General features: G+C 69.8%; 22 protein-coding genes. 9 read left to right on the top strand and 13 right to left on the bottom strand.

The features are described 5' to 3' along the window. On the top strand, positions 1–356 hold a 356-nt coding region (locus tag AUL33_RS22670; RefSeq protein WP_210171792.1), incomplete at its 5' end, for a hypothetical protein. 112 nt (positions 357–468) lie between these two features. Here AUL33_RS22670 and purH read toward each other — a convergent pair. From purH to htpX, 5 genes are all read right to left on the bottom strand, one after another. After that, complete coding sequence (gene purH, locus AUL33_RS14215; protein WP_062209324.1) at positions 469–2,082, bottom strand: bifunctional phosphoribosylaminoimidazolecarboxamide formyltransferase/IMP cyclohydrolase; 1,614 nt, start codon at positions 2,080–2,082, stop codon at positions 469–471. Between the two features lie 117 nt (positions 2,083–2,199). Continuing rightward, a complete protein-coding gene (locus AUL33_RS22210; protein ID WP_156419423.1) occupies positions 2,200–2,370 on the bottom strand; it encodes a hypothetical protein in 171 nt (56 codons plus the stop codon). Positions 2,371–2,523: 153 nt separating this feature from the next. Next, on the bottom strand, positions 2,524–4,218 hold the full coding sequence (locus AUL33_RS14210) for a heparinase II/III family protein (RefSeq protein ID WP_156419422.1): 1,695 nt from the start codon (positions 4,216–4,218) through the stop codon (positions 2,524–2,526). Positions 4,219–4,425: 207 nt separating this feature from the next. Continuing rightward, positions 4,426–5,826: an RsmB/NOP family class I SAM-dependent RNA methyltransferase gene (locus AUL33_RS14205; RefSeq protein WP_062209322.1), complete on the bottom strand. Its 1,401-nt coding sequence runs from the start codon at positions 5,824–5,826 to the stop codon at positions 4,426–4,428. A gap of 257 nt (positions 5,827–6,083) precedes the next feature. Then, on the bottom strand, positions 6,084–7,007 hold the full coding sequence (gene htpX / locus AUL33_RS14200) for a zinc metalloprotease HtpX (RefSeq protein WP_062209319.1): 924 nt from the start codon (positions 7,005–7,007) through the stop codon (positions 6,084–6,086). A gap of 178 nt (positions 7,008–7,185) precedes the next feature. Here htpX and AUL33_RS14195 point away from each other — a divergent pair, with 178 nt between their 5' ends. The 4 genes from AUL33_RS14195 (at position 7,186) to AUL33_RS14180 (ending at position 10,033) form a co-directional block, all read left to right on the top strand. After that, positions 7,186–7,428, top strand: coding sequence for a DUF1674 domain-containing protein (locus AUL33_RS14195; protein WP_082652599.1), 243 nt, complete (start codon positions 7,186–7,188; stop codon positions 7,426–7,428). Positions 7,429–7,671: 243 nt separating this feature from the next. Beyond that, positions 7,672–8,163, top strand: a complete 492-nt coding sequence (locus AUL33_RS14190) for a thermonuclease family protein (RefSeq protein WP_062209343.1) — start codon at positions 7,672–7,674, stop codon at positions 8,161–8,163. Positions 8,164–8,280: 117 nt separating this feature from the next. Beyond that, entirely contained in the window at positions 8,281–8,595 is a 315-nt protein-coding gene (locus AUL33_RS14185) for a multidrug efflux SMR transporter (RefSeq protein WP_062209316.1), read from the top strand. A gap of 157 nt (positions 8,596–8,752) precedes the next feature. Further along, entirely contained in the window at positions 8,753–10,033 is a 1,281-nt protein-coding gene (locus AUL33_RS14180; RefSeq protein ID WP_062209313.1) for a cyclopropane-fatty-acyl-phospholipid synthase family protein, read from the top strand. 33 nt (positions 10,034–10,066) lie between these two features. On the opposite strand, the gene AUL33_RS14175 is transcribed toward AUL33_RS14180, so the two are convergent. Continuing rightward, positions 10,067–10,963, bottom strand: a complete 897-nt coding sequence (locus tag AUL33_RS14175) for a LysR family transcriptional regulator (RefSeq protein WP_062209310.1) — start codon at positions 10,961–10,963, stop codon at positions 10,067–10,069. A gap of 109 nt (positions 10,964–11,072) precedes the next feature. On the opposite strand from AUL33_RS14175, the gene AUL33_RS14170 reads away from it, so the two are divergent. After that, on the top strand, positions 11,073–12,182 hold the full coding sequence (locus tag AUL33_RS14170) for an aldo/keto reductase (RefSeq protein ID WP_062209307.1): 1,110 nt from the start codon (positions 11,073–11,075) through the stop codon (positions 12,180–12,182). A gap of 342 nt (positions 12,183–12,524) precedes the next feature. Here AUL33_RS14170 and AUL33_RS14165 read toward each other — a convergent pair whose 3' ends face one another. The 7 genes from AUL33_RS14165 to AUL33_RS14135 form a co-directional block, all read right to left on the bottom strand. Next, positions 12,525–12,809 carry a PTS sugar transporter subunit IIB gene (locus AUL33_RS14165; protein ID WP_062209305.1) on the bottom strand — a complete coding sequence of 95 codons (285 nt, stop codon included), beginning with the start codon at positions 12,807–12,809 and terminating at the stop codon, positions 12,525–12,527. Between the two features lie 46 nt (positions 12,810–12,855). Next, positions 12,856–13,320: a PTS sugar transporter subunit IIA gene (locus tag AUL33_RS14160; RefSeq protein WP_062209302.1), complete on the bottom strand. Its 465-nt coding sequence runs from the start codon at positions 13,318–13,320 to the stop codon at positions 12,856–12,858. Continuing rightward, a complete protein-coding gene (locus tag AUL33_RS14155) occupies positions 13,317–14,756 on the bottom strand; it encodes a PTS galactitol transporter subunit IIC (protein WP_062209299.1) in 1,440 nt (479 codons plus the stop codon). Before AUL33_RS14155 ends, AUL33_RS14160 begins: the two co-directional genes overlap by 4 nt. Before the next feature lie 131 nt (positions 14,757–14,887). Further along, positions 14,888–16,840, bottom strand: coding sequence for an acetate--CoA ligase (gene acs, locus AUL33_RS14150; RefSeq protein ID WP_062209296.1), 1,953 nt, complete (start codon positions 16,838–16,840; stop codon positions 14,888–14,890). A gap of 122 nt (positions 16,841–16,962) precedes the next feature. After that, positions 16,963–18,042: an AI-2E family transporter gene (locus AUL33_RS14145; RefSeq protein WP_062209293.1), complete on the bottom strand. Its 1,080-nt coding sequence runs from the start codon at positions 18,040–18,042 to the stop codon at positions 16,963–16,965. 139 nt (positions 18,043–18,181) lie between these two features. Beyond that, entirely contained in the window at positions 18,182–18,853 is a 672-nt protein-coding gene (locus tag AUL33_RS14140; RefSeq protein ID WP_062209290.1) for a YggS family pyridoxal phosphate-dependent enzyme, read from the bottom strand. 79 nt (positions 18,854–18,932) lie between these two features. Then, a complete protein-coding gene (locus AUL33_RS14135) occupies positions 18,933–20,003 on the bottom strand; it encodes an HD-GYP domain-containing protein (protein ID WP_062209287.1) in 1,071 nt (356 codons plus the stop codon). 379 nt (positions 20,004–20,382) lie between these two features. Between AUL33_RS14135 and leuS the strand changes: the two genes are divergently transcribed. The 3 genes from leuS to holA are packed head-to-tail and all read left to right on the top strand — an operon-like array spanning position 20,383 to position 24,626. Next, positions 20,383–22,998, top strand: a complete 2,616-nt coding sequence (gene leuS, locus AUL33_RS14130; protein ID WP_062209284.1) for a leucine--tRNA ligase — start codon at positions 20,383–20,385, stop codon at positions 22,996–22,998. 10 nt (positions 22,999–23,008) lie between these two features. Continuing rightward, positions 23,009–23,578 carry a hypothetical protein gene (locus AUL33_RS14125; RefSeq protein ID WP_062209281.1) on the top strand — a complete coding sequence of 190 codons (570 nt, stop codon included), beginning with the start codon at positions 23,009–23,011 and terminating at the stop codon, positions 23,576–23,578. Position 23,579: 1 nt separating this feature from the next. Further along, positions 23,580–24,626 (top strand): DNA polymerase III subunit delta, encoded by a 1,047-nt coding sequence (gene holA / locus AUL33_RS14120; RefSeq protein ID WP_062209278.1) that lies wholly within the window; start codon positions 23,580–23,582, stop codon positions 24,624–24,626. The last annotated feature ends 101 nt before the right edge of the window (positions 24,627–24,727 follow it).

Below are 24,727 nucleotides of genomic sequence, written 5' to 3'. Positions count from 1 at the left end.
CGCCCGCCCCGCCTCATGGCACGGTCTGCCAGCCATGCGGTCGGCATCGCACCGGCTGGACGCTTCGCGCCGATCGTGCGAGGGACCGCGCGCCGGCGCTGTGGCCGGAGACCGATTGCCGGTGGAACACTCCGGCCCCTATCGGATTAGGTCCGATGGCAGTGACGAAAAGATGGGGAACCAACATGTCGAGCAGCGACAGCGGACCATACGAAGAAGGCAAGATCGCCGCCTCCGACGGCGAGCGGATTTCGACCAATCCGTACGAGAAGGACAGCGACGAGTTCGACCTCTGGCGCGAAGGCTTCAAGTCGCACGACGAGACCGACGACGACGGCGAAGAGTTCGAAGAGTAGTTCTCGCCGCCCGACACCCCCGATCGGCCTCGGCCGAGGGGCTCGAACGTTTGAACGGACCCGGCAGCCTCTCGGCTGCCGGGTCCGTTTCGTTTGAGGACTCGCCCCGCGTTCAGTGGCGGAAGTGGCGCATGCCGGTGAAGACCATGGCGATGTCGTGCTCGTCGGCGGCGGCGATCACTTCGGCGTCACGCATCGAGCCGCCGGGCTGGATCACCGAGGTGGCGCCTGCCGCGACCGCCGAGAGAAGGCCGTCGGCGAAGGGGAAGAACGCGTCGGAGGCGACCGCCGAGCCCTTGGTCAGCAGCGCGCCGCCGGCGGCCTCGGCTGCGTCCTCGGCCTTGCGCGCGGCGATGCGGGCCGAATCCACCCGGCTCATCTGCCCGGCGCCGATGCCGACGGTCGCGAGACCCCGCGCATAGACGATGGCGTTCGACTTCACGTGCTTGGCGACGCGGAAGGCGAACTTGAGGTCCGCCATCTCGGCGGCGCTCGGCGCCCGCTTCGTCACAACCTTGAGGTCGAGGAGATCCACCGCGCCGTTGTCGCGCGACTGGACGAGCAGCCCGCCGGCCACCGACTTGACGGTCAGGCCCTCGGCGCGCGGATCCGGCAGGCCGCCGGTGAGGAGAAGGCGCAGGTTCTTCTTGGCGGCGATGAGCGCGATCGCGTCCTCGTCGGCCTCGGGCGCGATGATGACCTCGGTGAAGACCTTGACGATCTCGGCCGCCGAGGCCGCATCCAGCCGGCGGTTGAGCGCGACGATGCCGCCGAAGGCCGAAACGGGGTCGCAGGCCAGCGCCCTGGCATAGGCCTGCGCGATCGTGTCGCCCTCGGCGACGCCGCAGGGATTGGCATGCTTGATGATGGCGACCGCCGCCGCGCGCGCCGGGTCGAACTCGGCGACGAGCTCGAAGGCGGCGTCGGTGTCGTTGATGTTGTTGTAGGACAGTTCCTTGCCCTGCACCTGCCGCGCCGTGGCGACGCCCGGCCGCTTCGAGCCGTCATGGTAGAAGGCGGCGTGCTGGTGCGGGTTCTCGCCGTATCGCAGCGTCGAGGCGAGCTGGCCGGCAAACGAGCGCCGCGCCGGGGCGATCTCGCCAGCCGAGCCCGCGAACCAGGCCGAGACGGCGGCGTCGTAGGCGGCGGTGAGGCCGTAGGCCTTGCCCGCGAGGCGGCGGCGATAAGCCAGATCGGTCTCGCCGTCCCCGCTCTCCAGCGCCTCGAGGAAGGCGGGATAGTCGGCGGGATCGGTCAGCACCGACACGTAGGCGTGGTTCTTGGCGCCGGCGCGGATCATCGCGGGGCCGCCGATGTCGATGTTCTCGATGATCGCGGCGGCGTCGGCGCCCGAGGCGACGGTCTCGGCAAACGGATAGAGATTGACCACGAGGAGGTCGATGCCCTCGATCCCGTGCTCGCTCATCGCCTGCGCATGGGCGGGATCGGCGCGCATGCCGAGCAGCCCGCCGTGGACGCCCGGATGCAGCGTCTTGACGCGCCCGTCCATGATTTCGGGAAAGCCGGTGACGTCGGAGACGTCGCGCACGGGCAGGCCGGCCGCCTCCAGCGCCGCGCGCGAGCCGCCCGTCGAGACCAGTTCGACGCCGCGCTCATTGAGCGCGCGCGCCAGCTCGACCAGCCCGGTCTTGTCGAAGACCGAGAGGAGCGCGCGGCGCAGCGTGTGGCGGTCGGGGGCGGGATAGCGGTTGGCGGCGACGGCCATGGGGCACCTTCGGGGCTCGAGCGGGGCCGCGGCCGGCTCCCGGAAGGCTTCCCCTTTAAGGGGCCGGGGCGCGCGAGACAACGCTTGTGCGCGTCCGATCGGCCGGGGCGAGGGTCTTCAGCGGCGGGCGGCGAGCGCGTCGTCGCCGGGCTGGCGCGGCGTGCGCAGCGGCGCGGTGTCGGCCGCCAGATTGTCGAGCGTGTTCGGCAGGACGGTGACGGCGCGGTTCATGCCGCCGCAGGCCGTCAGGCCGATGAGGGATGCGAGAAGCAGGGCGACACGGCGCATGGCGGCACTTTCGGCTTGGCGCCGGTGCGAAAGGACCCGGCGCTTTACCCTGCAAACCTAGCGCGCGAGCGCCCGGCGTCAGCCTCGCCCGTGGAGCCTTCCTGCGGGACGAACCCCGCGCCCGGCGCTGGAACCGCCGGGCGGACCCGCTCCTCAGCTCTCGCGCTCGAGGCGCCAGCTGAGTTCGCGGTGTTCGAGACAGTCGAAGGCGACCGTGATCTGCTTGGTGCGCCGGGCGCCCGCGCCGTCGGCGAAGAAGATGCTATCCTCGAGCTTGGCCTCGCCCTCGCTGCCGAACCACCAGACCTCCTCGCCGTGCTCGAGGCGGATGCCGTCGCCGGCCTGCGTCGCCGAGACGTCGGGGTGGAGGTGGAAGCGCAGCATGCCCATCGGCTCGTCGCTCGCCATCCGGTGGGCGCGACCCGCCGCGTGGAACAGCCGGTCGACGCCGTCGATGCGCGCCCCGTCGCGCGCCAGGAAGAGCTGGCGCTCGTGGACGAAGCCGAAGCCCTGCCGGTAGCCGTCATGGGCGGCGGTGAGGATCTGGCCCTCGCCGATCTCCTCGCGCGTCGTCGGCACGCGGGTCGGCCCCGGCATCAGCGGCCCGCCGAGGAAGCGGTCGAGCCGCTCCGAGCGCGAGAAGCGCGAGGAGGAATGGTCGTTCAGGGTCATCGTCGAATGGGCGGCGGTGGCGCGCGACAGCCGGCGCCAGCCCGCGTCCAGCCGGGTCGGCGCGCCGCAATTGACGATCATCCGGCGCCCGCCGGCCGAAAATTCGAAGGCGAGCGTGCCGGCATGGGCCTCGCTCGACACTTCCGGCGCGGGCGGCAGGCCCGTGTCGGTGATGACCACGGTGCGGCCCGCGGCGAGGCGCTGGTAGCCGGACTGGCGCATCTGGCTGAGCGGCTCGCCGAGCGTCTCGTCGTAGCGCAGCAGCGCCGCCGTCAGGTGATGGTCGGGCACGCCCGCACCGTTGAACAGCGCCAGCGCGCCGTCGCCGTGGCGGAAGAAGCGCAGCGCCGGCAGCATCCGGTCCACCGCCGAGAAGAGCGAGCGCGGCACCGGCTTGTTCTGGTTGGCGTAGAACTGGCGCAGCGGCAGGAGGTCGGCGAGGATCGCCACCAGGGTCGCGGGATTGCGCGAGATGTGGCCGCCGTCGGGATGGATCTGGCGCTCCAGCTCGTCGCCGAGATGGCGCGCGGCGGCCTTGGCGCCGCAGGTGCGGCCGGGCTGCGCCACGGCGGCGAAGGCGATGGCCATGCGCACGCGCAGCCGCGCCAGACCGTCCGGCGCGGCATTGGCGGTGCGCTTGAGGCGGCGCACCTCGTCGTCGAGCGCCCGGGCGAAGCGGCGCGCGAAGGCGTCGTCGGCCCGGCGCATCAGGATCGGCGCATGGGCATACCAGGCGATCACCCGGCGCGCCGACGTCTCGTGGTCGAAGGCGATGCGCGGCAGTTGCCGACGCTTCAGCCGCAGCCAGTCGGCCACCAGCGTGCGCGCATGCTCCGAGGACAGCGCGTCGCCGCTCTCGGTGAAGTGGCGCAGCCATTCGAAGCTGTTGAGCTCGGCGGCGAAGGCGTCGGGCACGTCGGTGACGAGGAAGGGCGAGCGGCCCTCGAGATGGACGAGATGCCCGGCCAGCCAGATATGGCCGACATAGAAGGCCCGCGCGATCGCCGCATCGGCGCGGCGAAGGTCCGTCGGCACCGCGACGATGGCCTCGCTCGCCGGGGCCGCCAGCCGCAGCCCGGGCAGGCCGGCCGCGCGAAGGCCCGAGCGCAGCCGTCGTCCGGCCTCGCGCAGCATCAGTCCCGCCAGACGAGGCTCGTCGACAAACCCTGCGGTCATGGCCAGCACTCCCCGGCTTCGCCCCCGAGTGGGCGCCGCCGTTTCACCGATCCTCGATCGGGCGCCGGACGATTTTCCGGCCACCCTTCAGATCACTTGGGGAGTTTTGCCGATCAGGGTTAACAGCGGTTTAAGGCGGGCGCCCGCCAACGGGATCGGCGGGCGCGAAGCTGGTGCGAAACCGGACGGACGCGAGCCGGCGCCCGCTCAGGCGGCCCTGCGCAGGCGCGCGGCGAAGAAGCCGTCGAGCCCCGAGGCGTCCGGCGTCTCGCGAACGAGCATGGCCGGCGTGGTGCGCAGCGTGCCCTCGGCCGAGATCGCCTGTTCGAGGCCCGGCAGTTCGTCCGGTCGCACCGGCTCGATCGCGAAATCGGGGCGATCGCGCAGGAAGCCCGCCACCATCTCCTCGCCCTCCTCGCGGTCGAGCGAGCAGTTGGAGAAGACGAGGAGGCCGCCGGGCTTCACGAGATCGGCGGCGCTGGCCAGCATGCGCGCCTGCACTCCCGCCAGCTTGGCGATCTCGCCGGGATCCTTCGTATAGGCGACGTCGGGATGGCGCCGGATCGTGCCGGTGGACGAGCAGGGCGCGTCGAGCAGCACGCCGTCGAAGGGCTCGGCGGGCTCGAACCCGGCGAGGTCCGTCACCGTGAACTCCGCTTCCAGCCCCAGCCGGCCGAGGTTTTCGCGAAGGCGCCGCATGCGCGAGGCCGAGATGTCGAGCGCCGTCACCTTCGCGCCCATCGCCGCCAGCTGCGCCGTCTTGCCGCCCGGCGCAGCGCAGAGATCGGCCACCCGAAGCCCCGCGATGTCGCCGAAGAGCCGGGCCGGCAGCGAGGCCGCCGCGTCCTGCACCCACCAGGTGCCCTCGGTGAAGCCCGGCATCTCGGAGACCGCGCCCTCGCCCCCGCCGAGCCGCACCGTGCCGAAGGGCAGTACCGTGCCGCCGAGCTGCGCCGCGACCTCAGCCGGATCGCCCTTGGCCGTGATGTCGAGCGGCGCCGGCAGCCGGTGCATCTGCGCGATCGCCAGCGCCTGCTCCATCCCGTAGCCCGCCACCAGGCGCTCGAAGAGCCAGTCCGGGCAGTCGAGCTGCGGATCGTCGAAGCGCGCGAGCATCGCCTCCTTCTCGCGCCCGATCCGCCGCAGGATGGCGTTGACCAGCGAGGCGAAGCGCTCGGTGCGCGAGTCGCTCGCGGCCTGCGCCACCGCCAGATCCACCGCCGCCGAATCCGGAACGTCGAGGAAGAGCACCTGCGCCGCGCCCGTGTGCAGGATATGGCGCAGCGACGCCGCCTTGCCCGGCAGCGGCCGGTCGAGGCACGCCTCGACGATCGCCGTGATCGTCCCGCGATGGCGAAGGCTCGTCAGCAGTATCGCCTTCACCAGCCCCTGGTCGCGCGTGTCGAGCTTCAGGAAATCCGCATGCCCGTGCCGGCGATCCGTCAGGCCGTCGGCCGAGGTCTTCGTGTCGATCACCGCCGCCAGAAGACGCGACGCCGCCCGCCGCGCCGCCAGACCCGGCCGGTCGGGCTCCGCCTCCGCCCGGTGATGGCGGGGCCGGTCGGGCACGGGACGGGACGGACGGGGAGACTTGCGCGGCGGTTCCATCCCCGACCTATGGGCCGCCGGGGGGCGCGGATGCAAGAGGTTCGCGGGGGGTATGGCGGGGCTGCCGCCCCGATCCCCGCCCGGGGCCTGACGCCCCGGAGCCCCCGCTTTCTCTTGTCAGTCATGGGCGAGGGCCACCGGCCCTCCCCCATGACTGAAACAACAGGTGGGGTTCCAAGGGCTTCAGGCCGTCCGTCAGGACGGGCGAGACCCGTGGCTCGCCCTTGGGATGGGGTCGAGGAGGCAGCGCCCCCGTCTCACCCCCACGGCCCCTTGCGCCGCGGCGCCCCGCCGACCGCAGGCACGGCCGATCGCCCGCGTATCGTCACCGGCCCGGCCTCGGCGGCCAGGGCCCGGAGGGCTTCGATGCGGTTGGCGGTGTCGGGATGGGTGGAGAAGAGGCTGTCCATGCGCTGGCCGGAGAGCGGGTTGACGATGAACATGTGGGCGGTGGCGGGATTGCGCTCGGCATCGACGTTGAGCGTGTGGCCGCCGGCGATCTTGGCGAGCGCCGAGGCGAGGCTGAGGGGCTGGCCGCAGATTTCGGCGCCGCGCCGGTCGGCGGCATATTCGCGGGTGCGGGAGATCGCCATCTGGACGATCATGGCGGCGAAGGGCGCGACGATCATGGCGACGAGGACGCCGATGAAGCCCAGCGGATTGCCGTTGCCGTTGGAATCGCGCGAGCCGCCGAAGAGGAAGGCAAAGTTGCCGAGCATGGAGATGGCGCCGGCGAGCGTCGCGGTGACGGTCATGATGAGCGTGTCGCGGTTTTCGACATGGGCGAGTTCGTGCGCCATGACGCCGGCGACCTCGTCGGGGGTGAGGCGGCGCAGGAGCCCGGTGGTCGCCGCGACGGCGGCGTTGGCGGGGTTGCGGCCGGTGGCGAAGGCGTTGGGCTGGTCGTTCTCGACGATGTAGACGCGGGGCATCGGCAGGTTGGCGCGGGCCGCGAGATCCCGCACGAGGCGGTAGGTGTCGGGGGCGGTGTGCTCGTCGACCTCGCGGGCGTGGTGCATGCGCAGCACCATCTTGTCGGCGTTCCAGTAGGAGACGAAGTTCATCGCGGCGGCGACCGCGAAGGCGATCATCAGGCCGGCGCGCCCGCCGAGCAGGAAGCCGACGCCCATGAAGAGGGCGGTCATCCCGGCGATGAGCATGGCCGTCTTGATCATATTCATCGCTGCTTTTCACCTCGTCGAACGGGGGTGAGGCGGTTCGCCTCTTGCGGAGCGCGCCGGAACGGACGATCTCCGCCCCAAGATCTGGTGCGACGGATACCGCGCTTCAACGAACCGGCTGCGGGTTCGCGCGCTGCCGAAATGCCGATGACGTGAACCTTCCGCGAGGCCAAGAGACGTGAGCGACCCCTCCTCCCCCGCCCTGCCCGCTTCCACGAGCGGCGAGACCCGCGCCGCGCCGCGGCCCGACCTTCCGCCGGCGGCACAGCGTGCCTTGGCCGAAGCCGAGGCCCGGCGGGCGGCACGCGAGACGGAAACGATCCATCCCGGCGACCTGCCGCCGGAGGTGAACGGGCGCAAGGGCGCCGAGCCCGTGCGCTACGGCGACTGGGAAAAGAACGGCATCATCTCGGATTTCTAGGCGAGGCGGCGCACCGACCTCCCCGTTCGCGATCGGCCGGACGGGTGTCGTCCCAACTCCTGGGACGAACGCAGGATATAGGACTTCACTCCTGACGTGTGCTTTGGCCGAACAGGACGGTCTTGTGCAGCTGCCGCCAAGTCATCGTTTAGGGCTGAAGCCTCAGACGCGGCGCTTGCACCGCGCTCCCGGCGGCTCGACATCAACTAGGAATTTAGTCTTTCCTGCGCTATGCTCCCGTCCATGCGCTCCGTCTGCCGCCTTCTCGCCCTTCTGACCGCCCTGCCTTTCGCCGCCCAAGCCGCCGACGACCTGCCGCCGCGCGAAATCGCCGGGCCGGTGGAGGCGCGCGTCGTCAAGGTGCGCGACGGCGACACGGTGGAGGTCGAGGCTTTCATCTGGCCGCTGCAGACGGTGACGGTCGCGGTGCGGCTGCGCAATGTCGATGCGCCGGAGCTTAAGGGCGACTGCGAGGCCGAACGCGCCGCGGCCCGCGACGCCCGCGACCGGTTGGTGGCGCTGGTCGGCGCCGGGCCGGTCCGGCTGACCCATATTGCCGGCGACAAGTATTTCGGCCGCGTGCTGGCCGATCTCGCCGGACCGGACGAGCCCGACATCGGCAAGCGCCTGCTGCGCGAGGGTCTGGTAGACGCCTATGACGGCGGACGGCGGCGCGACTGGTGCGCGGCGCTCGGCTTTCGCAGCGGCGGCGACGCCGGGCCACGGCCGGGCTGAAACCTGCCGGCCCGCCGGCTTGAAACGCCGCAGGGCGGTCCCACATCTCGAGTGGCGGGGACGACCCTGCCCGATGGAACCGCCCCGGGACGACCCGACCCACATCGAAGGTGCGTCGTGCCCTATCTCTTCCTTCTCGTTGCCGGTCTCCTCGAAGTCGCCTGGGCCTTCTCGATGAAGCAGTCCGCCGGCTTCACCCGTCTCTGGCCCACGGTCGCCACGCTCGTCCTGATGCTCGGGAGCTTCTCATTGCTCGCCGTGGCGATGCGCTCGCTGCCGCTCGGCACGGCCTATGCGATCTGGACGGGGATCGGCGCGATCGGCGCCTTTGCCGTCGGCATCCTGGTCCTTGGCGAAGCCGCCACGCCGATGCGGCTCGCCGCCGCGGGCCTGATCGGCAGCGGCATCATCCTGATGAAGGTCTCCTCATGACGAGAACCGCGCATTCGGGATCGTCGCAACCGGGCGCGGGAGACCACCGGGCTCCGCGCCCGGCCATCGAACCCGCGATCACGCCGGCACGGCCGCTTCTGGTCTTCGAATACAAGGCCCGGTAGAATCCTGTTTCACGTGAAACCGGATCTGCCCCATGTCAGCCTCTGCCGCCGAAGCCCGTCTCGAAACGCTGGTGCGCGATGCCGTCGCCGCCTTCCAGCCGGGCTTCGCGATCCGCCTCTGGAGCGGCGCGCGCCTCGGGCCGCTCACCGGACCGGTTCTGGTGCTGCGGGACGCCACCGCCCTGTCGCGCCTCGCCTTCCGGCCGAGCATCGACACGCTGGTGGAACTCTGGATGGGCGGCACGATCGACATCGAGGACGGATCGATCTTCGACATCGCCGCCGCGACCGGCGCCGTGCGCTCGAAGGACGGGCTGAAGCGCCTGCCGAAATGGCGGATGGCACAGGCGCTGCCGGCGCTCCTGCGCCTGCGGCGCGCGGCCAGCAAGGCGGCGTCCGCCGAGGTCGGCGCGGATGCGGGTGCCAGCGGTTCGACGAAGGCGGCGATCCAGTTTCACTACGACGTGTCGAACCGCTTCTACGAGACCTTCCTCGACGAGCGCATGGTCTATTCCTGCGCCTATTTCGACGGCTGGCACGACGACATCGCCAAGGCGCAGCGCGACAAGCTCGACATGATCTGCCGCAAGCTGCGGCTGCAACCGGGCGAGCGCTTCCTCGACATCGGCTGCGGCTGGGGCGCGCTGCTCATCCATGCCGCCTCGCACTATGGCGTCACCGGCCACGGCGTGACGCTCAGCCAGGCCCAGTTCGATCTCGCCACCGCGCGGGTGCGCGAGGCCGGGCTGGCGGACAAGGTGACGATCGAGCTGAAGCCGTTCCAGGAGCTCACCGGCCAGTTCGACAAGATCGCCTCGATCGGCATGTTCGAGCATGTGGGCTTTGCCCATCACGACGCCTATTTCGGCGCGGTGAAGCGCCTTCTGCGCACGCGCGGGCTCTATCTCCACCACACGATCGCCCGCCCCGCCAAGAAGACCCTGAAGAGCTTCCTCAAGGGCTCGCGCGAGTACCGGGCGCTGACGCGCTACATCTTCCCCGGCGGCGAGCTCGACTATATCGGCCACTCCCTCCAGAAGCTCGAGGCCAACCGCTTCGAGGTCCACGACGTCGAGAACTGGCGCGAGCACTACGGGCGCACCTGCCGGCTATGGGCCGAACGGCTGCGGGCCAACTTCCCGGCGGCGATCGCGGAGGTCGGCGAGCCCCGCGCCCGCCTCTGGCTGCTCTACCTCGCGGGCTGCGCGCTCGCCTTCGAGCGCGGCACGGTGATGATCAACCAGACGCTCGCCTCCAAGCGCGACAAGGGCCCCTCCGGTCTGCCCCCGACCCGGGCCGATCTCTACCGCTGAACGTCCGGATCGACCCCGGGCGCCGGCCGCCGCTCACGCCGTGCGGTCGCGCACGGCGTCGATGAAGGCGCGCAGCGCCGGGCCGACATGGCGGCGGCCGGGATAGTAGAGGTAGTTGGCGGGGATCTCCGGCGCCCAGTCGGCGAGGACCTCGACCAGCGCCCCGCTCGCCAGATGCGGGGCCGCCTGCGCCATCGACAGGCGGGCAAGGCCGAGCCCGGCGAGCGCCGCCGCCAGCACGAGGTCGACATCGTTGGCGACGAAGGCACCCGGCGCCTCCAGCGACATCGCCTCGCCGGCGCGAAGGAAGTCCCAGCGCGCCACCTGTCCCGACGAGACGTAGCGGTAGTTCAGGCAGCGATGGCCGACAATCTCCTGCGGGCGAAGCGGCGCGGGATGGTCGCGGAAATAGGCCGGCGTCGCGGCAACCACGACGCGCCCGGCCCCGCCGACGCGCACCGAGATCATATCCTGGTCGAGCTTGTGTCCGTGGCGCACGCCTGCGTCGAAGCCGCCGGCAACGATGTCGACAATGCCGTCCTCGATCGCGAGTTCCAGCTCGATTTCGGGGAACGCGGCCGCAAACCCGGGCAGGCGCGGCAGGATGGCATGGATCGCGGCCGTGCGGTGAGCGGAGATGCGCACGCGCCCCGCCGGACGCTCGCGTCCCTCGGCCAGCGCCTGCGTCGCGCCCCGGATCTCCGCCAGGGCCGGCGCAATCCGGCGCAGCAACGCCTCGCCCGCCGGCGTCGGCGCGACGCTGCGCGTCGTCCGGTTGAGGAGGCGCACGCCGTGGCGCGCTTCGAGCGAGCGCATCGCATGACTGAGCGCGGAGGGCGAGACGCCGACCGCAAGGGCCGCGCGGGTGAAGGAGCGCAGCTCGGCGACCACCGCGAAATGTGCCAGATCCGCCCAGTCCTCGCGCTTCATTGCTGAACTCCGCTCACAAGCCCATCCGGCTGGGCACGTCTACCGTCCGCCGGCGGCAGGGTCCATCTTCGGCGTCGACGCACCCCTCGCCGCGAACAGGACCGACCCCATGACGCTCACCTCCTATCGAACGCTCGGCCGCTCCGGCCTTGCGGTCAGCCCGCTGACGCTCGGCACCATGACCTTCGGCGCCCGGCGCTGGGGTTCGGGCGAGGCTGGGTCGCGGGCGGTCTTCGACGCCTATGTCGAGGCCGGCGGCAACGTCGTCGACACCGCCGACGTCTATTCCGGCGGCGAAAGCGAGCGCATGCTCGGACGCTTCATCACGGAGAGCGGCCTGCGCGACCGGCTGGTGCTGGCCACCAAGTCCGGCTTCAGCACGCAGGACGGCCATCCCCATGCCGGCGGCAACGGCGCGAAGGCGATCCACACCGCGCTCGAGGGCTCGCTGAGGCGCCTCGGGACCGACCATGTCGATCTTTTCTGGATCCATGTCTGGGACAAGGTCACACCGGCCGCAGAGGTTCTCGACACGCTCGGGCGTCTCGTGGCGGCCGGCAAGATCCGATATTTCGGTCTGTCGAACGTGCCGGCCTTCTACCTCGCCGAGATGGCGACGCTCGCCCGCGTTCACGGCGTGCCCGGCCCGATCGCGCTGCAGCTGGAATATTCGCTGGCAGAGCGCGGCATCGAGCGCGAGCATCTGCCGGCGGCGCGGGCCTTCGGTCTGGGCACCATGCCCTGGAGCCCGCTGGCCGGCGGTTTCCTCACCGGCAAATACGACCGGGCGGCGGAACGGGCTTTGAGTGGCCCGCAGCTTCCGGCCGAAGCCGGGAGTGCCGCAGAAGCCGAGCCCGACGCGAGCGGGCGCCTCGCCGGCGCCAATCCGTTCGGCAGCTCGAAATTCACCGAGCGCAACTGGACGATCCTCGAGACCCTCCGCCGCGTCGCCGACGAGGTGGGCCGTTCCCCCGCCGAGGTGGCGCTGGCTTACCTGCGCGCTCGCCCCGGCATCTCGTCGGTCGTCGTCGGCGCGAATTCGGTGGCGCAGATGCAGGGCCACATCGCCTCGCTCGACATCGTCCTCACGGCCGAGCAGACGCAAGCCCTCGACGCCGTCAGCGAGCCGGAGCCCGCCTATCCCTACCCGATCTTTTCCAAGGCGGTGAACCGCATGGTTTTCGGCAGTGACGTCGCGGGATGGGACGAACAGGCCTGAACGCCGGGTCTTGAAACCAAAAGGCCGCCTCCCATTGCTGGAAGGCGGCCCCGTGACGTCTGTCATACCGGTGGTCGTCGAGACCGTTCCCGGATCGACATATCGCTTACGCGTTGGAAGGAGACTGCTCCATCGAACCCGCGAGATACAAAGACCCAACCGGCATTTGGAAATCACTCGACATTGGATCACCTCCTTTCACTACGTTGAACACGAGAGGAATATGAGACGAAGTCTCAAGCCTCGCAAGTCCCCTGCCACGCTTTTGGTCGGTTTGACGCAGGGCTCAAAATTTAGCCGTATTTTAGCCCGCCGACGGCCCGAAACCGGCGCATGAGCCTGTCAGGCCGACAGTGCCGCCGCGATGTCGTCGAGAAGCTTGTCGCGCCCGATCCCGGTGAGGAAGGGCAGGCCCTTGAACACGGGCTTGCCGAGATCGTCCGGCACCGGCGTGGTGGCGACCACGATATCGGCGTCTTCGATGAGGCCACGCACTTCGGTGGCCTTGCACTGGCGGATCTCCACGGCGATGCCGCGGTCGCGCATCGCCTCCTCGATCGCCACCGCGACGACGGTGGAGGTGGCGACGGCGGTGCCGCAGGCAACGAGAACGGTCTTGCGTCGCATCGGACGGGTCCTTTCGAGGCGGGTCGGTCGGGTCGAAATGGTTTGGTCAGCAGCCGATGGCGGCAAGGGCCTGCGCCGGATCCCGCGCCGCCGCCAGCCGGACCAGCGCCTCCTCGTCCTGAATGAGTTCCATGATGGCCTGCAGCATGGCGATCTGCGCGGTCTTCTCGGTCAGGGCCAGGGCGAAGACGATGCGCACGTCGAGACGCTCGTCGGGGTCGTCCATGCTGGCGAACTGCACGGGCGCGCGCAGCACCGCCAGCCCGACGCCGGGCCGGATCACGTGCTCGACGTCGGTGTGCGGGATCGCGACGTTGATCGCGCCGAGCGGTAGGCCGGTCGGCATGGTCGCCTCGCGCGCGATGACGGCGTCGCGATAGGTGGCGCGCACCCGGCCGGACGCTTCGAGCCGTGCGGCGAGCAGCCCGATCGCATCGGCTGCATCCCCGGCCTCGACGTCGAGCAGCAGCGCGTCGCGGTCGAGATAGGCGCCGAGCAGGCTCGCGGTCACGGGCGCACCGGGCGCGGGGCGACGGGGCGCTCCACCGGCAGATCCACCGCCGGCTCGTCGCCGCCGGCGATCCGCTCGAAGGCGGCGGGCCGGGCGCGCACCGCCAGGAGCAGCGCGGCGATGGCCACGAAGACCAGCGCCAGCCCGAGAAGCCCAAGGCCCGTCGCCGCCTCGATCACCACGTAGGGGATGTAGAGGAAGCCGTCGACGACGCTGGTGATGCCGGCGGCGTTGGCGGGCATGGCGAAGCCGGAGCTAGCGGCCGTCGCCGTCATCAGCGGCGAAAGCGCCATGCCGACATAGAAACCCAGGATCAGCGTCACCGTGCCGATCACCACCATGCGGAAGACGTTGCCGTTGACGATCGGCGCGGTCATCGCGACCACGAAGGGGATCACCGCGAGGTCGGCGAAGAGGATGATCCGGTTGCCGGGCAGCACCAGCGACAGGAGGATGGCGATCGGCACGAGGATGAGCGAACTGGCGATCGCGGCGGGATGGCCGATGAGGATCGCCGAATCCAGTCCCACATGGATCTCGCGGTCGCCGGCGCGCTTCTGCACGAACTCGCGCGCCGCCTCCGAGACGGGGATCAGCCCTTCCATCAGGATCTTCACCATGCGCGGCAGGAGCAGCATGACGGCGGCCAGACTCATGCCGGTCTGCAGGCTCTTGGTGATGACGGTGCCCGCGTCCGCGCTGCCGGCATAGGCGACGAGACCAAGCACCAGCCCGATCACCAGGCCGAGCACGATCGGCTCGCCGAAGACGCCGAGTCGGCGATGCACGGTCTCGGTGTCGATGCGGATGCGGTTGATGCCGGGAATGCGGTCCATCACCCAGTTGAGGACGATCGCCAGCGGCACGATCTGGGCCGAGGCGAGATGGGGAACGGAGACGCCGGGCACACCGTAGAAGCGCTGCACGCCCTTGGCGGTCCAGTCGGCGAGGACGAGCGAGAGCGCCGCCATCAGCGCGGCGGCGATCAGCCCGTAGCCCAGGCTCCCGGTGGCCGCGACCACGAGCGAGCCGACGAAGGCGAAGTGCCAGAAGTTCCAGACGTCGACGTTGAGGGTGCGCGTCAGGCCGGAGAAGAGCAGCACGACGTTGACGAGGATGCCGATCGGGATGACCCAGAGGCCGACGGAGGAGCCGAAGGCGATGGCGGCGGCCGAGGGCCAGCCGACATCGACGATGTCGCGCTGCATGCCGGTGTTGGTGACGATGGCCTGCGCCACCCCGCCGAGCGTCGTCAGCATCAGGCCGAGGACGAGGTTGATGCCGATGAAGGCGATGCCGATCGTCAGGCCGGCGCGGAAGGCCCGGCCCGGCCGCGCGCCGAGAACGAGCGCGATGACGAAGATGATGATCGGCAGGAGAACGGTCGCGCCGAGTGCGTCGACCACCCCCTTCAGAGTGCCCAGTAGACTGTCCATTCGCCCCTCCCGAGACCCGAGGGCATCCGGGAGGGATTATGGTTCCCTCTCCGTTGCCGGAAGGCAGAAGAACACCTGTCGCAACCGATGACAAGATGTTCTCATGCCTCAAAGCCTGCTCGTCCCCTGCCCTATCCCTTGCGGTTCTGTCGGTTGTCGACGAGGTCGTCGACCACGCCGGGGTCGGCGAGTGTCGAGGTGTCGCCGAGCGCGCCGAAATCGTCCTCGGCGATCTTGCGCAGGATGCGGCGCATGATCTTGCCCGAGCGCGTCTTGGGCAGGCCCGGCGAGAACTGGATCTTGTCGGGCGAGGCGATCGGGCCGATCTCGTTGCGAACGTGCGCGACGAGTTCTTTCTTCAACTCCTCAGATGGCTCCTGCCCCTCCATCAGCGTGACGTAGCAGTAGATCCCCTGCCCCTTCACGTCGTGGGGATAGCCGACCACCGCGGCTTCCGAGACCTTCGGGTGCGAGACGAGGGCCGATTCGACCTCGGCCGTGCCCATGCGATGGCCGGAGACGTTGATGACGTCGTCGACGCGCCCCGTGATCCACCAGTAGCCATCGGCATCGCGCCGAGCGCCGTCGCCGGTGAAGTACTTGCCGGGATAGGTCGAGAAGTAGGTCTGCTCGAAGCGCTCGTGGTCGCCGTAGACGGTGCGCATCTGGCCGGGCCAGCTATCGACGATGCAGAGATTGCCCTCGGTGGCGCCCTCCAGCACCGTGCCCTCGTTGTCGACGAGCTGCGGCTGGACGCCGAAGAGCGGCGTCGTCGCCGAGCCGGGCTTGAGGTCGGTGACGCCCGGCAGCGGCGAGATCAGGATGCCGCCGGTCTCGGTCTGCCACCAGGTGTCGACGATGGCGCAGCGCTCCTCGCCCACCACCTTGTAATACCAGTTCCAGGCTTCCGGGTTGATCGGCTCGCCGACCGAGCCGAGAAGGCGGATCGAGCGGCGCGAGGATTTCGTCACGAACTCGTCGCCCGCGCCCATCAGCGCGCGGATGGCGGTGGGTGCGGTGTAGAAGATGTTGACCTGATGCTTGTCGACGACCTGCCACATGCGCCCGGCATCGGGATAGTTCGGCACGCCCTCGAACATCAGCGTCGTGCCGCCGTTGGCGAGCGGCCCGTAGACCGAATAGGAATGGCCGGTGACCCAGCCGACGTCGGCGGTGCACCAGAAGACCTCGCCGGGGCGGTAGTCGAAGACGTATTGATGCGTCATCGAGGCCCAGACGAGATAGCCGCCCGTCGTGTGCAGCACGCCCTTCGGCTTGCCGGTGGAGCCGGACGTGTAGAGGATGAAGAGCGGATCCTCGGCGCCCATCTCCTCCGGCGCGCAGTCGGGCGAGACGGTCTGGCGCGCCTCGTGCCACCAGTGGTCGCGGCCCTCGCGCATCGTGACCTCGCCCCCGGTGCGGCGCACGACGAGCATCGCCTCGACCTCGTGGCCGGCCTTGGCCGCGATCTCCATCGCCTTGTCGGCATTGGCCTTCAGCGGCACCTTGCGGCCGGCGCGAAGCCCCTCGTCGGCGGTGATCAGGAGCTTGGTCGCCGAGCCCTCCATGCGCCCGCCGAGCGCGTCCGGCGAGAAGCCGCCGAAGACCACCGAATGCACCGCGCCGATGCGCGCGCAGGCCAGCATCGCCACCGCCGCCTCGGGGATCATCGGCATGTAGATCGAGACCCGGTCGCCCCGGCCGACGCCGAGGCCCTTCAGCACGTTGGCCATGCGGCAGACGTCTTCGTGCAGCTCGCGATAGGAGATGAGGCGCGACTCGTCGGGGTTGTCGCCCTCCCAGATGATCGCGGTGTCGTCGCCCTTGTCGGCCAGGTGCCGGTCGAGGCAGTTGGCGGAGAGATTGAGCGTACCGTCCTCGAACCACTTGATGGAGACGGCGCCGGGGGCAAACGAGGTGTTCTTGACCTTCGTGTAGGGCTTGATCCAGTCGAGCCGGGCCCCGTGCTCGCGCCAGAAGCCGTCGGGATCGTCCACCGAGCGCGCGTACCACGCCTCGTAGTCGGCCTTCGTCAGAAGCGCTCCCGCCTTCCATTTGTCCTTGACGGCGACAATGGACCTCATCGGCTGGTATCCTCCCGGATGGATGCGACGGCGGTCCGGCTTTCCACGGGTTCCCGCCTCCTGTTGCAGACTAGAGCGGCCTCGCCCTCCTGAAAACCCAAGCTGGCACGCTTTCTCCCAACTCACTCCACCGTTTCGACGGGCCCCCCGAGAACATCCACCACGTAGAGTTCGCGTACCATCGTCACCAGAACCGCGACGAAGGGCACGGCGAGCACAAATCCCAGCAGACCGAAGAGCAGACCGAAGATGATCTGGACGCTGAGCGTCAGCGCCGGCGGCAGGGCCGAGGTGAAGCGCTGCGCCATCGGCTGCGCCACGTTGCTTTCGACGCCCTGGATCAGGACGTAGACCCCGAGCGCCCAGAGCGCCATATCGACGCCCTGCGCCAGCCCCGCCAGCACGATAACGACGCCCGCCACGAAAGGCCCGAGCGTCGGGATGAAGGCCAGGAGCCCGGCCTGCAGTGCTAGAAGAAACGCGTTGTTGATGCCGATCGCCCAGAGGCCGACCCAGGAAATCGAAAAGATCATCGCCATCGAGATCGCGTCGCCCGCCACCCACATGATGAGCGAATGGGCGCTCTGCTCGAGGACGTCGGCAATGCGCGCCCGCTTTTCCTTGGGAAACAGCGACACCAGCCCATCGCGGTAGAGGCCGGGCTGCCAGGCGATGAAGATGGCGAGGAAGAGCAGCACGAAGAAATTGCCGAGCCCGCCGAGCGCCGAGAACACCGCCTTGCCGGCGGAGGAGACGAGGCCCGACGGGTTGGGCAGCATGCTTTCCAGATCGTTGGCGGTGGTGTCGGGGCTGACGGGCAGGCCGAGATCGGCGAGCGACGCCAGGAGTGTATTGGCCTGATCGCGCACGCCCGACAGGAGTTGGCTGAACTGCTGCACCACCGCCAACCCGCCCCAGAGCACGGGGACGATGATGAGCGCCAGCGTAACGAGAAAAACGGTGAGCATCGCCGCCCAACGCGGCAAGCCGGTGCGCTGCAGGAGGCGCCCGAGACCACAGAAGATTGCCGCGAGCAGCAGACTGCCGAAGATGAGGAAGAAGGCCGAGGCCGCCACCGTGAAGATCACCACCAACAGCACCATGGCAAGCACGATTGCGGCGGCCGTCACGGTGCGATAGGCAAAATTGGCGGTGGGCGGAGTTTCCAAAGGCGGAACCGGCGTGGCGACGGGAAGGGACAAGGCAAGGCTCCTTTGCGGCCCCTCGGAACGGATGCCGGCTTGACGCTCGCAGATAGCGGCCCGCCGCGTTGCGGGAAGACGGTGCGTTGCTTGGCGAGGCGCCCGTTGTCCCCGACCCTCCCGGCTCGGCGGCCGACCGTCAGTCCCGCGTGCCGAAGATCGCCGAGCCGACACGCACGCTCGTCGCGCCGAAGGGAATGGCACGCTCGAAGTCGCCGGACATGCCCATCGACAGCTTGGCCACGCCGGCCTCGCGCCCGAGCTTTTCCAGCAGCGCGAAATAGGGGCCGGGATGCTCGTCGGCGGGTGGAATGCACATCAGGCCCTCGATGACGAGGCCATGCACCTCGCGGCAGCGGGCGACGAAGGCCACGGCCTCGCGCGGCGGCACGCCGGCCTTCTGCTCCTCCTCGCCGATATTGACCTGCACGTAGAGCCGCACCGCCCTGCCCTGCCCGGCGATCTCCTTGGCGAGTTCGCGGGCGATCTTCTCGCGGTCCACGGTCTCGATCACGTCGAACAGCGCCACCGCGTCGTCGGCCTTGTTCGACTGGAGCGGGCCGATGAGATGGAGTTCGATCCCCTCATAGGCCTCGCGCAGGGCCGGCCACTTTCCCTGCGATTCCTGCACCCGGTTTTCGCCGAAGACGCGCTGCCCGGCCTCCAGCACGGGGCGGATCTCGTCGGCCTCGAAGGTCTTCGACACCGCGACCAGCGTCACCGACCCAGCCTCGCGCTTCGCCTCGGCTTCCGCGGCGTGGATGCGGGCGCGCACGGCTTCGAGGCGGGTGGTGCTGGTCTCGGCGGTCATGGCGGGCCTCGCGATCGAAAGGGATCGGCCCGACATAGCGTGGCGCACTGGGCCGGGGAAGCGGCGAGCTCGGCCGGGGTCAGCGCTCGGGGTGCCGCAGGGCGTCCTGCATGCGGGGCGGCGCGATGCCACGCGGGTCGTTCGTCGGATCGGAGAAGCCGTTCTCGAGGAAGGGCAGCGCGCCGTCGTCGGGGACCGCTCCCTCGCCGCCGTCGAGCGAGATCATCTTCCGCAGGCCGAGGAGGGCGGCGAACTCGACCAAGAGTTCGCGGTCGAAATGGCCGTGCCAGCGCGCCATCTGGGTCAGCGCCTCGGCCGAACTCCAGGCCCGCTTGTAGGGCCGCAGCGAGGTGGCGGCGTCGTAGACGTCGCAGATCGCGGCGATGCGCGCGGGGCGCGCGGGGCGCGAGATCGCCTCGCCCGCCAGCGCGTCGGGATAGCCGCTGCCGTCGATCTTCTCGTGATGGTGCCGCGTCACGTCGAGCACGACGTCGGAAAAGGCACCGGCCTTGACAAGGTCGTGGCCGTCCACCGGATGCCGTCGCACGATCTCGATCTCGTGGTCGCTCAGCGTCGAGGCCTTCGTCAGGATCGCCGGACTGATCGCGACCTTGCCGATGTCATGCATCAGGCCGGCAACGCCGAGCTCGTGGATCTCGGCCTCGTCCAGCGCCAGATGGCGGGCGAAAGCGACCATGATCGTGCTGACGGCGACGGAATGGGTGTAGGTGTAGGCGTCGATCGACTTGAGGCGCGTCAGCTTCAGGATCGCATCGGGGTTCACGTCGAGCGAGCGGGTGATCTCCACGACGATCTTCGAGGATCGGGCGGCGTCGAGCCTGCGACCGAGACAGGCGTCGGCGAAGAGCTGGCCCGTCGCCTTGCGATACTGTCGCATCGCTTCCTCGGCGGGAATGAAGGCCGGGGGTCGGGCCGCCGCGCGGGCGGGCCGTGGGACGGGCGCCGCAGGAAGGCTGCGGGCCTCGTCGACGATCACGAATTCGATGGTGCTGGCCTGCAGGCGGGCGAGATCGGCGGGATCGTCCATCACGAATTTCGAGCGCCAGAACGGATGATCGAGCCAGTTGCCGTGGATCCGCTCGATGAACATGCCGAGCCTCACCTCGTGGCGGCCGATCCGCTTCAGCATGGATTTCGGGGTTTCCAGGAGAGTTCGTTCGCTCGTCAGGCTCCGCAGGAAACACGGACCGCACGATCTTGTCACTCACAAGTTACAACTGCGGTTTGCTGCACCACACTCGCGAATGGTCCTGGTTCGCATTCCCTGCCGTCTCGCCGATGCCCGTCAACTTCGTCCGGCGTGCCCCCGATCATCCTCGGCCGGTCCCGAAGATCGCCGCGCCGCCACGCATTCGCGCCGGCCCTTGGCGTGGCCGGGGGCGTCCGGCTCACGGTGCCCTCCGCCGGTGGAATTCACCCGGCCCGGCATTATTCCCGTGCCCTCCCCAAGATAAGTCATTATTGACGATCCGACCCGATCCGACGCTTTCGCGAGACATCCGCCCGAAATGGCCATCGAACGCTACAATCCCCGCGCTGCCGAGCCCCGCTGGCAGGAGCGCTGGGCCGACGCCCAACTCTTCGAGACCCGCACCGACGCGCCGGGCGAGAAGTACTACGTGCTCGAGATGTTCCCCTACCCGTCCGGGCGCATCCACATGGGCCACGTGCGCAACTATGCGATGGGCGACGTGGTGGCGCGCTACAAGCGGGCGCGGGGCATGAACGTCCTGCATCCGATGGGCTGGGACGCCTTCGGCATGCCCGCCGAGAACGCGGCGATGCAGAACAAGGTGCATCCGCGCGAGTGGACCTACCAGAACATCGCGACGATGCGCACGCAGCTGAAAAGCATGGGCCTGTCGCTCGACTGGTCGCGCGAGTTCGCCACCTGCGACGTCGACTACTACCACCGCCAGCAGATGCTCTTCCTCGATCTCCTCGAAAAGGGCCTCGCCTATCGCCGCAAGTCGAAGGTGAACTGGGATCCCGTCGACAACACGGTGCTCGCCAACGAACAGGTGATCGACGGCCGTGGCTGGCGCTCAGGCGCCCTCGTCGAGCAGCGCGAGCTGACGCAGTGGTTCTTCCGCATCACCGCCTTCGCCGAGGATCTCCTCGCCGCGCTCGACCACCTGCCGGGCTGGCCCGAAAAGGTGCGCCTGATGCAGCGCAACTGGATCGGCCGCTCCGAGGGGCTCATCGTCCGCTGGGCGCTGGCGGATGGTAAGCCGGCTGCCATCGACGACATCGAAGTCTTCACCACCCGGCCCGACACGCTGTTCGGCGCCTCGTTCCTCGCCGTCGCCGCCGATCATCCTCTGGCGCGGGCAGCAGCCGAGACGAACCCCGAGCTGGCCGCCTTCATCGAGGACGTCAAGCGCGGCGGCACCTCGGCGGCCGAGATCGAGACGGCGGAGAAGCGCGGCTTCGACACCGGCGTGCGCGCGGTGCATCCGTTCGATCCCGACTGGACGCTGCCGGTCTACGTCGCCAACTTCGTGCTGATGGACTACGGCACCGGCGCCATCTTCGGCTGCCCGGCGCATGACCAGCGCGATCTCGACTTTGCCCGCAAATACGGGCTGCCGGTCCAGCCCGTGGTGCTGCCCGAGGGCGCCGATGCCGCGACCTTCGCGGTAGAGGGCACCGCCTACGACGGCGAGGGCCGCCTGTTCCACTCGCGCTTCCTCGACGGGCTGACCCCGGCCGAGGGCTTCGCCGAGATGGCCTCGCGCCTCGAGGCGAGCGACCTGAACGGCCGCCCGCAGGCCGAACGCCGGGTCAACTTCCGCCTGCGCGACTGGGGCATCTCGCGCCAGCGCTACTGGGGCTGCCCGATCCCGGTCCTGCATTGCGACGCCTGCGGCGTCGTGCCGGAGGCGAAGGCCAACCTTCCGGTGACGCTGCCCGACGACATCGACTTCGACACGCCCGGCAATCCGCTCGACCGGCATCCGACGTGGAAGCACACGACCTGCCCGCATTGCGGCGGGCCGGCGCGGCGCGAGACCGACACGATGGACACGTTCGTCGACAGTTCCTGGTATTTCGCCCGCTTCACCGCGCCCCATGCGCAGGAGCCGACCGACCGCGAAGCCGCCAATGCCTGGCTGCCGGTGGATCAGTATATCGGCGGCATCGAGCACGCGATCCTGCATCTCCTCTATTCGCGCTTCTTCACCCGCGCCATGCGCGCCACCGGCCATCTCGATCTCGACGAGCCCTTCAAGGGCCTGTTCACGCAAGGCATGGTGGTCCACGAGACCTACCGCATCGGGCGCGACTGGGTGGCTCCGGCCGACATCCGCATCGAGGGCGAGGGCGCATCCCGCTCCGCCACCCGCATCTCCGACGGCGCGTCGATCGAGATCGGCTCGATCGAGAAGATGTCGAAGTCGAAGAAGAACGTCGTCGATCCCGACGACATCATCGCCTCCTACGGCGCCGACACCGCGCGCTGGTTCATGCTGTCGGACTCGCCGCCCGAGCGCGACGTGATCTGGACGGAAGCCGGCGCCGAGGGCGCACACCGCTTCGTGCAGCGCGTCTGGCGCCTCGTCGGTGAGACCGCCGAGACGCTGGCCGCGCTCGACAAGGGCGGCGGCGAGCCGTCCGGGGCGGCGCTGGCGCTGCGCCGCACCGCGCACCGCACCGCGGCGGGGGTCGGCGACGACATCGAGCGCCTCGCCTTCAACAAGGGCGTCGCGCGGCTCTACGAGCTGGTGAACGCGCTGAGCGCCGCGCTGACGCCCGAGGCGCTGCGGCAGGACCCGTCGCTGCGCCCGGCGGCGCGCGAGGCGCTGTCGGTGCTCGTGCGCCTCACGGCGCCGATGATGCCGCATCTGGCCGAGGAATGCTGGCAGGCGCTGGGGGAGGCGGGTCTCGCCGCCGCCGCGCCCTGGCCGAGCGTCGATCCGGCACTCCTCGTCGACGACGAGGTGACGCTGCCGGTGCAGCTCAACGGCAAGAAGCGCGGCGACATCACCGTCTCGGCCAAGGCCGGCAAGGACGAAATCGAGGCCGCGACGCTGGCTCTGCCCTTCGTGGTCGAAGCCCTGGCGGGCGCGGTGCCAAAGCGTGTCGTGGTGGTTCCCGGGAGGATCGTGAATGTCGTCGTCTGAGGGGTCCCGCATGCGTTTTCGTCTTTCCCGGCTCGGGCCGATCCTCGCGCTCGGCCTTCTCGCCGGCTGCACCTCCGGCCCGCTCTACGGCACCACCAGCGTCGATCCCGCGACCGGCGCGCGCTCCAGCGTACTGACGCAGCTGCGCGGCCGCATCGCGGTGACGCAGGCCCAGAGCCGCACCGCGCAGGTCTTCCGCAACGCCATGCTCTACAAGCTGAACGGCGCGACGCCCGTCACGGCGCCCGTCTACGAGCTGCGCTACACCATTTCGGCGTCGGATCAGGTATCGAGCGTCGAGACCGGCACCGGCGTGCCCTCGGCCAGCCTCTACCGGATGACCGTCGACTTCCAGCTCGTGCGCCTGTCCGACGGCGTCGTGGTGACGAAGGGCCAGCGCTTCGCGATGGTGCCCTACGACCGCTCGAACCAGCTCTTCGCCGCCGAGCGCGCGGTGATCGACGCGCGCGACCAGGCGGGCGAGGGGGTCGCCGAACGCATTCTCGGCGCCATCGCCCCGGCGATCCAGCGCGAGGCGATGAACCCGGCGCCCACCGCTCCCGCACCCATCAAGGGCTGAGATGGCCCAGCGCAAGGCCGGCGAGGTCGAGGCGTTCCTGTCGCGCCCCGACACCTCGTTTCCCGTGGTGCTGCTCTACGGGCCCGATCCCGGCCTCGTGTCGGAGCGCGCCGGCCAGATCGTCAAGCTCTCGGGCGTCGATCCCGGCGATCCCTTCGCCAGCGTGGTGCTCGCCGCCGACGAGCTGGAACGCGACATCGGCCGCCTCTTCGACGAGGCGCGCACGCTGTCGATGTTCGGCGGGCGCCGGCTGATCCGGGTGCGGGGCGCCGGCAACGGCAAGAACCTCGCCGACGCCGTGGTGGATCTCGCCGCCGATCCGCCGCGCGACGCCACGATCGTCATTGAGGCCGGCGATCTCAAGAAGAGTTCGGCGCTGCGCGCCAACGTCGAGCGGGGCCGGGGCGCGATGGCGCTGCCCTGCTATCCCGACGAGGCGCGGGCGCTCGACAAGATGATCGACGAGGAGCTGGCGGCCTCGAACCTTTCGATCGACCGCCACGCGCGCGAGACTCTGCGCGCCCGGCTCGGCGCCAACCGGCTGGCCTCGCGCTCCGAGGTGCAGAAGCTCTGCCTCTACGCGCTCGGCAAGTCTGTCGTGACGGAGGAGGACGTCGAGACGATCGTCGGCGACGTCTCGGCCGACACGGTGGACGAGACCGTGGACGCGGCGGCGTCGGGCGAGGTCAAGCGCCTGCCCGAGCTGATCGAGCGGCTCGTCTCGGCGGGCACCTCCACCTTCCAACTCCATTCCGGCCTGCAGCGCTTCTTCCAGCAGCTGCAATTGATGCGCGCGGAGGTGGAAGGGCAGGGCACCCCGATCTCCGCCGTGGTCGAGAAGCGGCGCCCGCATTTCCGGCGCAAGCCCGCGCTGGAAGCCGCGCTCTCGGCCTGGAGCGGCGAGGCCATCGCCGCCGTCCTCCAGCGCATCGAGACCGACATCCTCCTGTCGCGCCGCGAGAACGTGCTCGGCATGACCATCATGCGCCGCACCCTCACCGAGATCAGCGTCGAGGCCGCCCGCCGGCGCACTCGCGCCCGGCGCTGAGAGGGCAGGGCACGGGTGCGCCGGCTCGCAAGGGTTGCGAGCGCCGGCGAACGGGTTCAAACCAGCGCGGCGGGCGACGTGGATCGCCGGCATCCTGGGGA

The sequence above is a fragment of the Aureimonas sp. AU12 genome (assembly GCF_001463705.1).
GTDB lineage: Bacteria > Pseudomonadota > Alphaproteobacteria > Rhizobiales > Rhizobiaceae > Aureimonas.
This window is presented reverse-complemented; position numbering and strand designations above follow the sequence as displayed.